This window comes from Pseudomonadota bacterium (assembly GCA_039196715.1).
In the GTDB taxonomy this organism is placed as follows: domain Bacteria; phylum Pseudomonadota; class Gammaproteobacteria; order CALCKW01; family CALCKW01; genus CALCKW01.
In genome coordinates this window covers 1-14053 of sequence record JBCCUP010000100.1, presented here as the reverse complement: position 1 = coordinate 14053, position 14053 = coordinate 1, and the positions used below count along the sequence as shown (strand labels likewise).

Annotated in this window: 10 protein-coding genes; 4 read left to right on the top strand and 6 right to left on the bottom strand. The window is 62.0% G+C overall.

Annotated features, from left to right (window positions below; translation table 11 throughout):
* The coding region (locus tag AAGA11_20930) for a transposase (GenBank protein ID MEM9605340.1) at positions 1–137 on the top strand (137 nt) is incomplete at its 5' end.
* A gap of 57 nt (positions 138–194) precedes the next feature.
* On the opposite strand, the gene AAGA11_20925 is transcribed toward AAGA11_20930, so the two are convergent.
* The 4 genes from AAGA11_20925 to AAGA11_20910 all read right to left on the bottom strand — a co-directional run bounded on the left by AAGA11_20925 (position 195) and on the right by AAGA11_20910 (position 6259).
* Positions 195–3128 carry a hypothetical protein gene (locus AAGA11_20925; GenBank protein MEM9605339.1) on the bottom strand — a complete coding sequence of 978 codons (2934 nt, stop codon included), beginning with the start codon at positions 3126–3128 and terminating at the stop codon, positions 195–197.
* A 22-nt stretch (positions 3129–3150) separates the two neighbouring features.
* Entirely contained in the window at positions 3151–4152 is a 1002-nt protein-coding gene (locus tag AAGA11_20920) for an OmpA family protein (protein ID MEM9605338.1), read from the bottom strand.
* A gap of 351 nt (positions 4153–4503) precedes the next feature.
* Positions 4504–5988: a YifB family Mg chelatase-like AAA ATPase gene (locus AAGA11_20915; protein ID MEM9605337.1), complete on the bottom strand. Its 1485-nt coding sequence runs from the start codon at positions 5986–5988 to the stop codon at positions 4504–4506.
* Position 5989: 1 nt separating this feature from the next.
* A complete protein-coding gene (locus AAGA11_20910) occupies positions 5990–6259 on the bottom strand; it encodes an accessory factor UbiK family protein (GenBank protein ID MEM9605336.1) in 270 nt (89 codons plus the stop codon).
* Between the two features lie 228 nt (positions 6260–6487).
* Between AAGA11_20910 and AAGA11_20905 the strand changes: the two genes are divergently transcribed.
* Together AAGA11_20905 and typA are read left to right on the top strand one after the other, a co-directional pair.
* Complete coding sequence (locus tag AAGA11_20905) at positions 6488–6988, top strand: disulfide bond formation protein B (protein MEM9605335.1); 501 nt, start codon at positions 6488–6490, stop codon at positions 6986–6988.
* 120 nt (positions 6989–7108) lie between these two features.
* A complete protein-coding gene (typA, locus tag AAGA11_20900) occupies positions 7109–8923 on the top strand; it encodes a translational GTPase TypA (GenBank protein MEM9605334.1) in 1815 nt (604 codons plus the stop codon).
* Positions 8924–8929: 6 nt separating this feature from the next.
* Here the strand turns inward: typA and AAGA11_20895 are convergent, their stop codons facing one another.
* Entirely contained in the window at positions 8930–10405 is a 1476-nt protein-coding gene (locus AAGA11_20895; GenBank protein ID MEM9605333.1) for an O-antigen ligase family protein, read from the bottom strand.
* Between the two features lie 93 nt (positions 10406–10498).
* Positions 10499–12043 carry a nicotinate phosphoribosyltransferase gene (locus AAGA11_20890; GenBank protein ID MEM9605332.1) on the bottom strand — a complete coding sequence of 515 codons (1545 nt, stop codon included), beginning with the start codon at positions 12041–12043 and terminating at the stop codon, positions 10499–10501.
* Between the two features lie 239 nt (positions 12044–12282).
* Between AAGA11_20890 and AAGA11_20885 the strand changes: the two genes are divergently transcribed.
* On the top strand, positions 12283–14053 hold a 1771-nt coding region (locus AAGA11_20885; protein MEM9605331.1), incomplete at its 3' end, for a nucleoside-diphosphate sugar epimerase/dehydratase.

The window sequence follows — 14053 nt, the reverse complement described above, 5'->3', positions numbered from 1 at the left end:
TCTATCGGCTGAACACGAGTGTGCTGGAAGGTGTGAACAACCGCATCAAGGTCATCAAACGGATGGGCTACGGCTACCGGGACACTGAGTACTTCTTCCTGAAGATCAAAGACGCGTTTCCCGGTAAAGCGCGATGAACCTAAAAAAAGGGCGGCCCGAGGGCCGCCCTGTGTCGTGCCGGACGCCGGACGGTGTCAGGCGGCCGACTGGTCGCCGCCTTTTCGCGCGGCGTCGTCAAGCGCTTTCGCCTGACCGATCCAGTCGTCCCGCTCGAGGCGCACCCGCACGCCGGAGATGCGCTCTTCGAGCCAGGCGATGTCGCTGTCGCTCAGTTCGACGAGCTGGTTGTACTGGTAGATGCCCAGTTCGTTCAACTCGCCCTCGAGTTTCGGACCGATGCCGACAACCGCTTTCAGGTCGTCGACGTGGTCCGGCCGCGTGTTGAAGACGGCCGGCTGAGATCCGCCGTTGTAGAACACCATGTTCGGCACGTCGGGGCGCACCACGGCCTTGCCCGCACGCACCCTGAACTTGATGTCCGACACCTCCGGGATTTCCGGCAGGCTCTCGGCCTTGTTGCGCTCGGCCTCGAGCATGGCTTCGAGTTCGACGATGCGGGCCAGCAGGTTCTGGCCGGCCTTGCGACGCTCTTCCGCCAACATCGCTTCGAGTCGGCGGATGCGCTCGCGCAGCTGGGCGTCGTTCTCGCCCAGTGCGTCGAGGTCGTCGCGCAGTGCGTCGATCTGGTTCTCGAGTGCCGTGTTCTGCGACGCCAGTGCCGCGAGCTCGGTTTCGGCGCTCTCGAGCTTGATCAACAGTGCCTGCTTGTCGGCCATCAGGCCATCGCGCAGGGCCTCGGCCTCCGAGAGATCGCGCTCGAGCGCCTCGTGCCGCTGCAGGGCGAGCTTGTGGTCCGTGGTGCGGGCTTGCAACGCGTCGCGCAGGTCGCGGATTTCGCGCTCGAGCTCGGCCTGGATGTCCGCACCGGCCGCAATCTGCGCTGCCGCCTCGGCGTTCTCGGCCGCCGCTTTCTCGATCACCCGCTCCATTTCGCGCACCTTGTCGGTGTTGGCGTTGACGGCGTCGTTCAGCGCGCTGTTTTCCTTTGCCAGGTTGTCCCTGTCGCGCTGCAGGGCATCAGCCTGTTGCGTGGCCGCGTCGAGGTCGCGTTGACGCTGCTTGGCCTCGGCTTCGGCGGCGTCCAGCGCGCGCTGGCGCCGTTCCGCCTCGGCCTGCGCGGCGTCGAGCGCCTGCTGACGTTGGCTGGCCTCGGCGTGCGCGGCATCGAGCTCACGCTGACGTTGCTTGCCTTCGGCCTGCGCCATCTCGGCGGCGCGCTCGGCACCGTTGGCCCGCTTCTCGTGGCCCGCGCTCTCGGCAGCAGCCCGGTCGTGCGCCTGCTGCAACGCCGCGATCTGCCGTTGGGCGTCTTCGACCGCTGCGTGCTGCTGCGCCGCGTCCTGCTCGGCACGATCAGCCCGGCGCTGCGCGTCGTTCAACGCCTGCTGCACCCGCGCGATTTCCTGGTTCGCGGAGTCGTTGCTGCGCTGGCTTTCGTGCAGGGCAGCCTGGTGTTGGGTGGCGTCGCGCTCGGCCTTGTCCGCGCGGCGCGCCACGTCGGCGTTGGCGTCGCGCTGTCGTCCGAGCTCGTCCTCGGCGCGTTCGGCCCGGCGCATGGCCGCGTCGAGCGCATCACGCAATTCACCCTGCGTCTGATCGGCGGTCTCGGCTGCATCCCGCGCGCGGTTCAGTTCCGCGTCGCGGCGTTCAACTTCCCGTGCCGTGTTGGCAAGCGCATCACCGCGCTCGGCCAACTGCCGTTCGACATCCTGGGCCCGCTGCTGCGCGGCCCCGAGGGCATCGCGTTGCCGCGCGAGTTCGTCGTCCCGCTTGGCGAGGTCCTGCGTTGCGGTCGTGAGTGCGTCACCGCGTTCGGCGAGCTGACGCTCCAGGTCGGCAGCACGCTGTTGTGCAGCGTTCAGGGCGTCCTGGTGTCGCGCGAGCGCGTCTTCGGTGCGGCCTTTGTCCGCACGCGTCTGGTCGAGTGAGGTGCGCGTGTCCGCCGCTGTCGCTTCAGCCTGGTCTGCGCGCCTGAGGGCGTCGTCGAGTGCGTCCCTGAGGTCGGACGAGCGCTGCTCCGCCTGTTCCGCGCGGCGCCGCTCGGCATCGAGTTCGCCCCGCGCGCCGGTCAATTCACGGTCGAGGCCGCGCGAGGTTGCCTCCTGCTGCTCGACAGCCTTCTCCAGTGCCGCCGCACGCTCGGACGCGGCCTCACGGGTGTCGGCCAGGTTCTGCTTGAGGTTGGCGATTTCGGTCGCGGCCACCCGGGCATCGGAGTCCTGGTCGGCGATCTTGCGCGCCGCTTCGGCCGATTGTTCGGCGTGCACACGCAACGCATCTTCAAGGCGTTCACCCAGCGACTTCAGCTCGCCTTCGAGCGACTGGCGCTTGCGCTCCAGGGCTTCGTTTGCGCGCCGTGCGCCGGCCACCTGCTCGCGCAGGTCCGCCAGCGCGTCTTCCAGTTTGCTGCGCTCGTCCTCGCTGGCACCGAGGTTGGTCCTGAGCTCGTCCGCAAGCGATTGCTGTGACTTCAGCGCAGAAGCGAGTTCCTCGGCGTTCTTGCGGTGATCGACCTGTGCCGCTTGCAATGCCTTCTTGATGTCGGCCAGCTCGCGATCGAGCGCCGCGCGCTCGGCTTCGCTCTGTCCCAGGGCGTCGCCTTGCTGCGCAGCCGCCTTTTGGGCCGCGGCGATCTGGCGCTCGAGCTCCACACGACGGTTCTCAGCGTCGGCCAGGGCCAACTCGCCCGCTTGCACAGCCGAGCGCTCGCGTTCCACTTCACTCTGCAGCGCGGAGACGCGGTCCTCGAGCGGCCCCACCTTGCCTTCCGATGCCCAGAGCTGGTTTTGCAAGTCGGCGATGTCGCTGTCCTTGCTTTTCAGTGAGCGTTCGGCCTTGTGCAAGGCATCGCGCATCGGCGGGATGGCAGTCTCGGCCTCGAAGAGCTTGTCGTTGAGCTCGGTCTCGGCACGCGTTGCGCCCACGCGACGCAGCAACCAGCCGAGTACGGCCCCGAGAATCGACGCAGCGATCAGCAGCAGTAGAACTTGTGTAATCAAATAGAACATGTGTGCTCCGAACGGACTCTTCTTACTTGCCGGTTACGTGTTGAATGTGGATTTCGACGCGACGGTTGCGGGCCATGCCCTCTTTGGTTTCGTTTGACGCGACAGGACGAAACTCGCCGTAGCTGAAGGATTCAATGCGATCGGCATCCATGCCGCTGTCGACCAGGAACTGCTTGACGGTGTGAGAGCGACGTTCGCTGAGTTGCTGGTTGTAATTTTCCTTGCCGCGGTGATCAGCGTGACCCTCGACGAGCACCGTGCCACCGCAGTGCGCAGCGGTCTCGGCGATGTACTTGAGGCGCGGCTGAAAGGGTTCGCGGATGTCGTGCTTGGCGGTGACGTAGTTGACGACGTTGCCCTGCATCGCCACGCGGTAGCGGATCCGGCATTCCTCGGAGAGCTGCGCGTAGGGGTCGATGCTGATGCGGAGTTCGGGCTTCAGCGGATCGAGCACCGCCTGGCGGGTCTCGAGCAAGCGCTTGATCTGGTCGATCCGGGTCTGGTTCGCTGCGACACCCTCGAGCACGAAGGCCTCGTTGCTGACGCTCAGGTCACCGCGGTTCAGCTGCGTAAGTGAGGCGATGCCGGTTTCGAGCTTACCCGGGGTGTTGACGAATTCGTCAGCACCGGACTGCACGCTGTTGATCACGTTGAGCCCGGGCGGCAACGCGGTGTGGATGTCGGCCAACAGATCGACAGCCTCCTCGCTGTCCACCTGGCCGTCCATGTTCAGGGTGCGGCCGTCGTAGCTGGCGTTGAAATCGATGCCGTTCGGCAAGGTGGCCGCCACCAGGCGGTTTTCGGTGCTGCGCACGCCCCAGGCGCCCGCGACGCGGTCTTCGAGCGCAGCCATCATCGGTGCCGGCGCTTCGCCGATGAGCGTGACATCGCGACCGGAAATGGCGATGTCGGCGTCCGGAGCCTCCTCGATGATCAGGGCGCGCGCGCGCTCGGCGACGTCTTGCTCGATCACCTCGGTGTACTTCGCGCCGCCAAACCAGTACAGCCCTGCCAGCGCAGCCATAACGACAACTATCAGTGGAGTGTGCATGCAGTAACCGTCACCTAAGCACCCGTAAGCGGGAGGTCCGTGGATAAACTCGCAACTGCGATGCAACTAGTTCGCCAAATCGGCCTGTTGGCGCCGCAGGTGGCACCAAAACCCCAGACGGCTTACGGGCTTGTATGAGTTCCGACAAATTCTGCGCCATCGGCGCGGCCGGGCCGGCACGTCCGAACCGGCACGACCCCGGCACCGTGCTGCCGGCGGACGGTCAACGGGCCATGCCAGCCGTATCGGCGGGGACAACGCCGAGCGGCTCAGGGTGTCTGCTGCAACGCCACGGCGGCGCACAGCGTCGGCCAACTGACAGTGTCAGCCCGAGCGGAACCCCAGCGCCTCGCCGACGTGGTCAGTCGCAATGTCAGCGTCACCGGCGAGGTCTGCGACCGTGCGGGCCACGCGCAACACCCGGTGGCACGACCGCAAGCTCAAACCGAGCTGGGCGACTGCGCGCTCGAACACCGTCGCAGCCTCGCCCCGCAAGCCGCAGTGGTGATCGAGTGCGGCGACGCCGAGGTGGGCATTGAGGCTACCCTGCCGCGCGTGCTGGCGTGTGCGTGCCGTTGCCACGCGGGCCGCCACAACCGCGCTCGATTCAGCTTCGCCTTGCTGTCGAAGGCCGGCGTAGCTGACCGCCTGCAAGGTGACGTGCAGGTCGATGCGGTCCAGAAACGGGCCGGACACCCGCGCCTGGTACCGTTGCACCTGCTCGGCGGTGCACCGGCAAGGCTGTATCGACTCGCCGTTGTACCCGCAAGGGCAGGGGTTCATTGCGCCGACGAACTGGAACGCTGCCGGGTAGGTTGCCTGACGCCGTGCGCGGGAGATGTGAATGACACCGGTTTCGAGCGGCTCGCGCAGCACATCGAGCACCGCGCGCGGAAATTCGGCGAGCTCATCGAGGAAGAGTACCCCTCCGTGCGCCAGCGACACCTCGCCCGGTGCCGCATGGGACCCACCGCCGACCAGCGCCACACCCGACACCGTGTGGTGCGGGCTGCGAAACGGCGGCACCGCCCACCGGCCCGCGTCGAAACCCGACGGGGAAACCGACTGAACGGCGGCCGAGGCCAGCGCCGTGTCGAGGTCGAGCGGTGGCAGGAGGCCGGGTAACCGGCTGGCCAGCATCGACTTGCCGCTGCCCGGGGGGCCAACGAGCACGACGTTGTGCCCACCGGCGGCGGCGATTTCCATGGCGCGCCGCGCGTGGTGCTGACCGCGCACGTCGCTGAGGTCCGCGCAGCGTGGAGGCACCCGCTCGCCAACGTCGGCCGCATCGAGTTCACCCACGCCCCGCAGCCAGCTGACCACATCGATCAGCGCGTCGGCGACGCGCACGTCGGCCTGCGGCACCAGCGCGGCTTCGTGCGACGACCCGCGCGGCAGCACCAACGTGCGACCGACACGCTCGGCGGCGAGCGCCACCGGCACGGCGCCGGGTACCGCACGCAGCCCACCCCCAAGCGACAGTTCGCCGGCGAACTCCCGGTGTTCGAGTGCGTCAGGCGGCAGCTGCCCGGACGCCGCGAGCAGCCCGAGGGCGATGGGCAAGTCGAAGCGCCCACCCTCCTTCGGCAGGTCAGCCGGCGCCAGACTCACCGTGATACGGCGCTGGGGGAAATCGAAGCCAGCGTTGAGCAGGGCTGCGCGCACGCGGTCGCGCGACTCGCGCACCACGGTCTCCGGCAGGCCCACCAGCGTGAACGCGGGCAAACCACCGGCGATGTCGACCTCGACCGAGACCGGGCGCGCTTCGACGCCCACCAGCGCCCGTGCGTGAACACGGGCGAGCGACACGTCAGTCTTCGCGGGTGTCCGCGGGTCCGGCCGCGCCGGACTCGAGCGCATTGACCCGCGCTTCAAGCGCGTCGAGCCGGCTGCGCAAGCGTGCCACCAGCGCCACCTGGATCTCGTAATCCTCTCGCGTGACCATGTCCATGCGCTCGAGCGAGGACTGCAGCACCGAGCGCGCGTTCTTCTCGAAGTCGTCCTTCACCGCGCGCACGTTGGGCGGCAGGTGTCGACCGAGGGCGGCGCTGATGTCATCGAGCATGCGGGAGTCGATCATGGGGCGTCCGGCTGTCCTGGGGGTGGCACCCAGTTTACGCCTCCGGAGCCCATTCCGCGCGGCGCGTCAGGGACAGTTGTCGGCCATCGCGGGTTCGCGTGCGGTGCGAGCGTCTCAACTTTGGTGCACCCAGCGGACACGGTGCGGTCGTTCACGCTTGTGACCGGCTGTGACCCCACCGCAGGCTTGGCTACACTTGTCGACGTCCCTCACCCGAGCCCCTTCGCCATGCTGCAGTCCCCGCGCGTCACCTTTGCCCTCACTGTGGTGGTCTGCGTCGGCCTGTTGGGCTACGGCTACTACCTCGAGTACGTCGAGTACCTGGACCCGTGCAACCTGTGCAAGCTCCAACGCGTCGCCTTCATGGGTGTCGCCCTGTTCGGTCTGATCGGCCTGGTGCACGGCAACCGCGGCGCCGCGTCACGGACGTACCACGTGCTCGCGGGGTTGTCGGCGCTCGGCGGTGCCGCGCTGGCCTGGCGGCAGGTCTGGTTGCAGGGCCTGCCACCGGAAGACGTGCCCGAGTGCAGTCCCGGCCTCGAATTCATGATGCAGACCACGCCGTGGTTGCAGGTGTTCAGGGAAGTGCTGACCGGGTCCGGCAGCTGTGCAGAGATCGACTGGACCTTCCTCGGGCTCTCGATCGCCGGCTGGGCGCTGGTCTGGTTCGTGGCACTCGCGGTGTTCAGCCTCACCCTCGCCGTGCGCGGGTACCGTCGCCGCTACTGAGCCACCCGACCGCACGTCGGCGCGCACCGAGCACCCCCGCGCGCAAGCACTGCGCACGCGGTCACACGCCCGACAGAAAAGCGGCGCTATAATGGGCGGTTTCCCGTGGAAGCCGGTTCCGTGATCCAGCACCTTCGCAACATTGCCATCATCGCCCATGTCGACCACGGCAAGACCACGCTCGTCGACCAGTTGCTCCAGCAGTCCGGCACGCTCGACGCGCGCAAGGACGCCGGCGAGCGCATCATGGACAGCAACGCGCTCGAGAAGGAGCGCGGCATCACGATCCTGTCGAAAAATACCGCCATCCGCTGGGGCGAGTACCGCATCAACATCGTCGACACACCCGGACACGCCGATTTCGGCGGTGAGGTGGAGCGCGTGCTCTCGATGGTGGATTCGGTGCTGCTGCTGGTCGATGCGGTCGACGGGCCGATGCCGCAAACGCGTTTCGTCACGCAGAAGGCCTTCGCGCTCGGCTTCAAGCCGATCGTCGTGATCAACAAGGTGGACCGCGACGGTGCCCGCCCCGACTGGGCACTCGATCAGACCTTCGACCTGTTCGACAACCTCGGCGCCACCGACGAGCAGCTCGACTTCCCGGTGGTCTACGCCTCGGCGCTGAACGGCTACGCCGGTCTCGACAGCGACGTGCGCAGTGGCGACATGACGCCGCTGTTCCAGACCATCGTGGATCAGGTTTCGGCGCCGGATGTGGACCTCGACGGCCCCTTCCAGATGCAGATTTCGACGCTCGACTACAACAGCTACCAGGGTGTGATCGGCATCGGCCGCGTGAAGCGCGGGCGGATCGGCAACAACGAAGCGGTCAAGGTGGTCGCTGGCGACGGCGCTGTGCGCAGCGGGCGGCTGCTGCAGTCCTTCGGGTTTCTCGGACTCGAGCGCGTCGCCGTCGACGAGGCGACCGCCGGCGACATCGTCGCCGTCACAGGCCTGGACCCGCTCGACATTTCAGAGACCCTCTGCCACCCCGACGCGGTCGAAGCCCTGCCCGCGCTGAGCGTGGACGAACCCACGATCAGCATGACCTTCCAGCCGAACACCTCGCCCTTCTCGGGCCGTGATGGCAAGTACGTCACCAGCCGCCAAATCTGGGAACGGCTGCAGCAGGAGCTCAAACACAACGTCGCGCTGCGCGTCGAACGCACCAGCGACGCCGAGAAGTACCGGGTTTCCGGTCGTGGCGAACTGCACCTCTCTGTGCTGATCGAGACCATGCGTCGCGAGGGCTACGAACTCGCCGTCGGCCGTCCCGAAGTCATCGTGATCGAGCGCGACGGGCAACGCCAGGAGCCCTACGAGCAGTTGAGCGTTGACGTCGAAGAGGCGCACCAGGGTGCGATCATGGAACGCCTTGGCGAGCGCAAGGCCGAGCTCACGAACATGGTGCCCGACGGCAAGGGTCGCGTCCGGCTCGAGTACATCATGCCGACCCGCGGCTTGATCGGCTTTCGCACCGAGTTCATGACCCAGACCTCGGGCACCGGTTTGTTGCACCACGTGTTCGACCACTACGGCCCGCAGCTGCAGCAGAAGATCGGCCAGCGCAACAACGGCGTGATGATCGCCAACGGACTCGGCAAGTCACTCGCCTTCGCGTTGTTCAATTTGCAAGACCGGGGAAAGCTCATGGTGGAGCACGGCAGTGAGGTGTACGAGGGCATGATCATCGGTATCCACAGCCGCAGCAACGACCTGGTGGTCAACCCGCTCAAGGCCAAACAGCTCACCAACATCCGTGCTGCCGGCACCGATGAAAACCTGATCCTGACCCCGCCGGTGCGGCACTCGCTCGAGCAGGCGCTGGAGTTCATCGACGACGACGAGTTGGTCGAGGTGACACCGAACGCGATCCGGATCCGCAAGAAGATCCTCAGCGAGAGCGACCGCAAGCGCGCCAGCCGAGTGGCCTGACGGGGTTCAGGCTGGCGCTTGACCGCCAGCGGGGGGCGGTGTCCCGCCCTCGGCGTCCGTGTCGGTCTGCGCCAACACCTCGCCGAGTTCGTCCAGGTCTTCGAATTCGGACGGATTCTCACCGCTGTCTTCGCGGCTGCTCGAAGATTGACGTCTTCGGCGGCGACGGCGGCGGCGCGAAGGACTTGACGCCCTCGCAGCATTAAGCTCACGCGAAAACACCTCCAGCGCCGCGGTGACCAGCCCCAGGAACAACCAGGACGATTTGTCGTAGTAGCTGATGTGGGTCAGGTCCATCAAGGCGTACCCCGCCATGGCGACAAGCACCATACGCGGCATGGCGTGGCGGCGGCTCTTGGCGTTTAACAACACCGCCCGCCAGCAGATCAGTAAGTAGATCGAGTAGTATAAAAACAGCCCGATCAAGCCAGTCGACACGGCCACTTCGATCGGGTTCGAGTGCGAGTAGGTGCCAGCCTCGGAGACGAAGCGGTAGTTGTCCAGACCCACACCGATGATGGGATGATCACCGAGGATGCGAACACCCTCCTCGATCATCTTGGCGCGGCTACCCAAGGAATTGTCAGACCCTTCCGCAGCGACATCGCCACTCACAAGGACATCAACAAAGCCGACGACTCGGGTAACGATGGCGCCTTCGGTATCGAACGTCTGCTCTATGCGTTCACCGATATCCGCATTCACTTGCGTGAGCGTGTAGAGCGCAAACGCGCCGACTGCCAACAGTGGGATGGCCAACACCGCCTTGGCGATAAACACACCACGCCACGCGCGGAAGGCCCATGGGCTGCCCAGTAGAACGACCAAGGCGCCCAGCAACGCTGTTCTGGATCCACTGTTGATCGCAGCCAACATTAACACTGGCAGCATGAGGAACTGAACAATGCCTAGCCACCTCGGCCCGTTCAGCGCGATACTGATGAAACACAGTGACAACCCCATAACACAGGCAGCACCGAAGGCGTTAGCGTTTGCCAGCGTGCTCGCGACTCGTGGCCCACCCTCCTGCAAATCGGTATCGGTCGCAGTGGCTGCAGACAAACTGAAGTCAGCGAAGGTGACAGCGTAGGCGCACGCCACTGCAACACCATAGAGAGCCAACACCACAGCGACGTTTTTCTGCCAGACGATGGCCTGTTGCACACAAAAGGCGAGTAACACAATTTGGAGCATCGTCAGCGACTTGAACATTGCGGTTTCGAAGTCGACTGCCATGATTCCTGGGACTGTGGAGAACGTCACCCAAAACAGCAGCACACCCACTTCGCGACCAAACCACAGGCTGCGGTGGCCAACGATCGCCCCGGCTGCCACTGACGCAACAAAAAGCCCGGACAAGCCCAGGTTGATCAGGTTCCCACCTGGCAGCTCAGATAACAGCACAATCGAAAAGATCAGGCCGCACAGCATCAGCGTTGCGAGCGGAGACGGGTTGTGGTTGTACGTTTTGAGTTGTCTCATTGTCTCGGGAAGAGGCGTTCGAAGTGCGAACCTCATGAGCACATCAGCGATGAGCAACAAGTTCCGTACCACGAAGCAGCCACGGGTCAGTGGTCACCCATCGGGCCGCCGACCTCTCAAGTCAGCGATCAATTCCGAGCGTAGGTTCCACAATTTGTCGCTCAGGGACACATGGTAGATGTGCGGGTTGACCAGACGCATCACACCCGGGTCCAGGCTTTCTAAGTCTGCAACTCGCCGCGCCCGCAGGACGTCGAGAGGCTCTTGCCCGATGAGTGACGTGCCATCCTTGAAAACGTCCACGTGTAAATCCTCAGATTGTGAAATGGCACCGGCTTTCAACACCCTGGACTTTCCGGCCTCTACAGGATGGTGCACTGTGTTGTCTTTCGACACATCAATCTCTTCTTCCTCTGTGGACACAAGATCGACCGCAGCGAACCCACGCTGATCGTACAGGCGAGTGAGTTTCTTTTTTCCTGGACTAGGTGTTTTCGAGGCCGATTCCGACAACTTCATGGCGGGCCGCCACTGCCCGCCTTGCTCAACCGCAACCAACTTGTAGACCCCACCCAACGAAGAATCGCCTTCAGAGGTGATCATACGCGTGCCAACGCCAAAACTCAGGCGCTTGATGAGGTTGTCGGCATCAATGCCATAGCGCGACGCTTCTTGTTCAATCTGCGTGATGATCTGCCAAATCGCCAACTCGTCCAGGTTGTTAGACAACGCGATGCCTGCGTTGTCGAAACCCGCCGCATCCAACATTTTCGCGGACTGGATGCTTAGATACGCAAGATCACCCGAGTCCAGACGGATTCCGACCGGGCGATGTCCCTTGCGCTTCAGTTCTTCAAAGACTCGAATCGCGTTGGGGACACCCGAGTTGAGCGTGTCGACGGTGTCAACCAGCAGCAAACATTGATCTGGGTAGCTGCGCGCATACGCCCGGAACGCGTCGATTTCCTCCATCCCCAGCGCCAGAAACACCTGCACCATGCTGTGCGCGTGCGTCCCACGCGGCTCAATGCCAAGATATTGACTCACGCCGACATTGGAAGAGTAGTCAGCCCCCCCAATCAGCGCAGCACGAGAACCAGCATTAGCGCCAGTGTCTTGGCCGCGGCGCATACCGAAGTCCAGCACCAGTTGAGACCGGCCCGCGTGCCGTATCCGTGCAGCTCTCGTCGCAATAAGTGTTTGATAATTCAGCTTTGCGAGCAGCGCTGTCTCCAACAACTGCGCCGCAATCATAGGGCCCTCGACGACCGTCATGGGCGTATTGCGGTGTACGATACGTCCTTCCGGGACACTCCGAATCGACAGACTGTCAAAGCCGCCTATCTGATCTAAATGACTCAGAAAATCTTGAGAAAACAGCGTTTTGCCAACCGGATCACGTATTTCCTGTAGGCTACGCAACACACTCTTGTTGAACCGAGCAGAATCCATCCAATTCAGTAACGAACCCATACCAGCGCTGACACAGAAACCGGCCTGATGATTGCCGTAGTCTGGGTATTCTCGGAAGTAGTGTTCAAAATGCGACGATGTCTCGGCGAGACCCTCCCTGAAATAGACCTGGCCCATCGTCAGTTGATACAGATCTGTGAACAATATGTCACTCAGATTAATCATTGAGAATTGGTCTCTTATAGCAGCCATAAGTAATTGTTTTTAAATTCCAATCAACGTGACCCGCTTTCCGAGAGCTCAGGCAAAGACATGGCGGGGAGCTACAAAGGCAGCGACACAGTCAAGTGAGTACAAAGGTAGCAGCATCGGCGCACAGACAAGGCAGAACGGTAAGTCTGACAAACTATGTCCGTCACCTGGCCACGCTTCCCCGCACTTGGAAGAAAGTTGTGGTGGGTAGCGTGGACCTGGTGAGTTCAATGTTGGCACTCTGGCTCGCGCTGAGTCTGCGCCTGAGCACCGTCGATCAGCCCACATATGATGAACTTCAAATCTTCTGCGGCGTGGCGTGCCTGACGGTCATAACAAATCTGTGTATTGGCTTGTACCGGGCGATGGTTCGTCGTGCGGGCGACGCACTCCAGTTCCGGCTCCTGAGGGCAGCAGTGCTTTCCGGGCTGATTGTGGTTGGTGTTGACTACCTCGACTACGGGGCAGACCTTCCAAGGTCGACTTTCGTTATCTATACATTTATATACTTCGCATTCATGACTGTGACACGCACGATATGGAAAGCGATATCACCAATTATTGAGTCCAACACGAACACAACCAACGTTATCATCTACGGCGCGGGCGTCGCAGGCCAACAATTGCTGGAGGTCCTTCGGCAAAACAACAGATACCGCCCAGTCGCTTTCGTCGACAACGCAAAAGCACTGCATGGAATCGAAATTTCGGGATTGCGTGTCTTCACCCCAAAAGATATAAACAAGCTCGCACTAACGGAATTCGAAGGACCTATTCAGGTCCTCCTAGCCATCCCATCGGCGACATCTGAAAAGCGTCGCTCTCTAATAGCCGAACTCACGGAGGCTGGACACCAGGTGAAATCAATACCTGGCATGGACGAGCTAATCATGGGAAAGTCAATCGGTCAGTTGACAGATGTGCAGCCAAATGATGTTCTTAGCAGGCAATCCGTCGCGCCTGACTTCGACTTAATGCGTAATTTTGTTGAAGGTAAAACACTGCTGATCACTGGCGCAGGAGGTTCAATCGGCTCAGAGATATGCCGACAGCTAATACAATTAGCCCCTAAGCGGTTAATACTCCTTGACAACAGCGAACCGGCATTATACGACATAGATCAATCACTGAACTACATACAAACCGCCGTCGAGATAGAAGCTGTGCTGGGCTCTGTCTTGGATAAGAGCTTAGTAAACGAGCTTCTAAGTGCCCATACAATAGATGTAGTATTCCACGCTGCCGCGTACAAACATGTACCAATAGTTGAAGCTAATCCAATCGAAGGCGCACGCGTCAATATCCTAGGTACTCATACTGTGGCGACAGCTGCCCAAAATAGTGGAGTGAGTAATTTTGTACTAGTGTCAACCGACAAAGCGGTGAGACCAACAAACATCATGGGCGCCACAAAGCGCGCAGCAGAAACCATCATCCAGAATTTTCAGAGTCAACCGGGCAATACAGTGTTTTCCATGGTTAGATTCGGTAATGTCATCGGTTCATCTGGCTCAGTTGTGCCAAAGTTTCTCTCACAGATCGAAAAAGGTGGCCCGATAACAATTACCCACCCAGAGATTACACGCTACTTTATGACTATACCTGAAGCTTCCCAACTAGTAATACAAACAGGTGCAATGGCACAAGGCGGGGAGGTATTCTTACTTGACATGGGCGAACCAGTAAAGATTATCGATCTGGCGACAAAACTCGTAGAGCTAAGTGGCTCATATATAACCAACAAAGACGGTGAAAACGGAATCAAGATAGAATACACAGGATTGAGACCAGGGGAAAAATTGTTTGAAGAACTTCTAATAGATGAGGAGAACTCTTCGACAACAACACACAGCAAGATCTACAAGGCGCGGGAACCCCAGCTGCAATCAGAAAAGATCGATTCCTTTATAAAAAAAATATTGGAAGCATGCGAGAGTCGGAGTATTTTTTTAGTTACCACCAGTTTGAGATCACACGTACCTG

What these genes read in the sequence shown, in the direction of transcription:
- AAGA11_20925 (MEM9605339.1), bottom strand. Translation starts at nt 3,128, where the DNA reads ATGTTCTATTTGATTACACAAGTTCTACTGCTGCTGATCGCTGCGTCG.
- AAGA11_20920 (MEM9605338.1), bottom strand. Translation starts at nt 4,152, where the DNA reads ATGGCTGCGCTGGCAGGGCTGTACTGGTTTGGCGGCGCGAAGTACACC.
- AAGA11_20910 (MEM9605336.1), bottom strand. Translation starts at nt 6,259, where the DNA reads ATGATCGACTCCCGCATGCTCGATGACATCAGCGCCGCCCTCGGTCGA.
- AAGA11_20905 (MEM9605335.1), top strand. Translation starts at nt 6,488, where the DNA reads ATGCTGCAGTCCCCGCGCGTCACCTTTGCCCTCACTGTGGTGGTCTGC.
- AAGA11_20895 (MEM9605333.1), bottom strand. Translation starts at nt 10,405, where the DNA reads ATGAGACAACTCAAAACGTACAACCACAACCCGTCTCCGCTCGCAACG.
- AAGA11_20890 (MEM9605332.1), bottom strand. Translation starts at nt 12,043, where the DNA reads ATGATTAATCTGAGTGACATATTGTTCACAGATCTGTATCAACTGACG.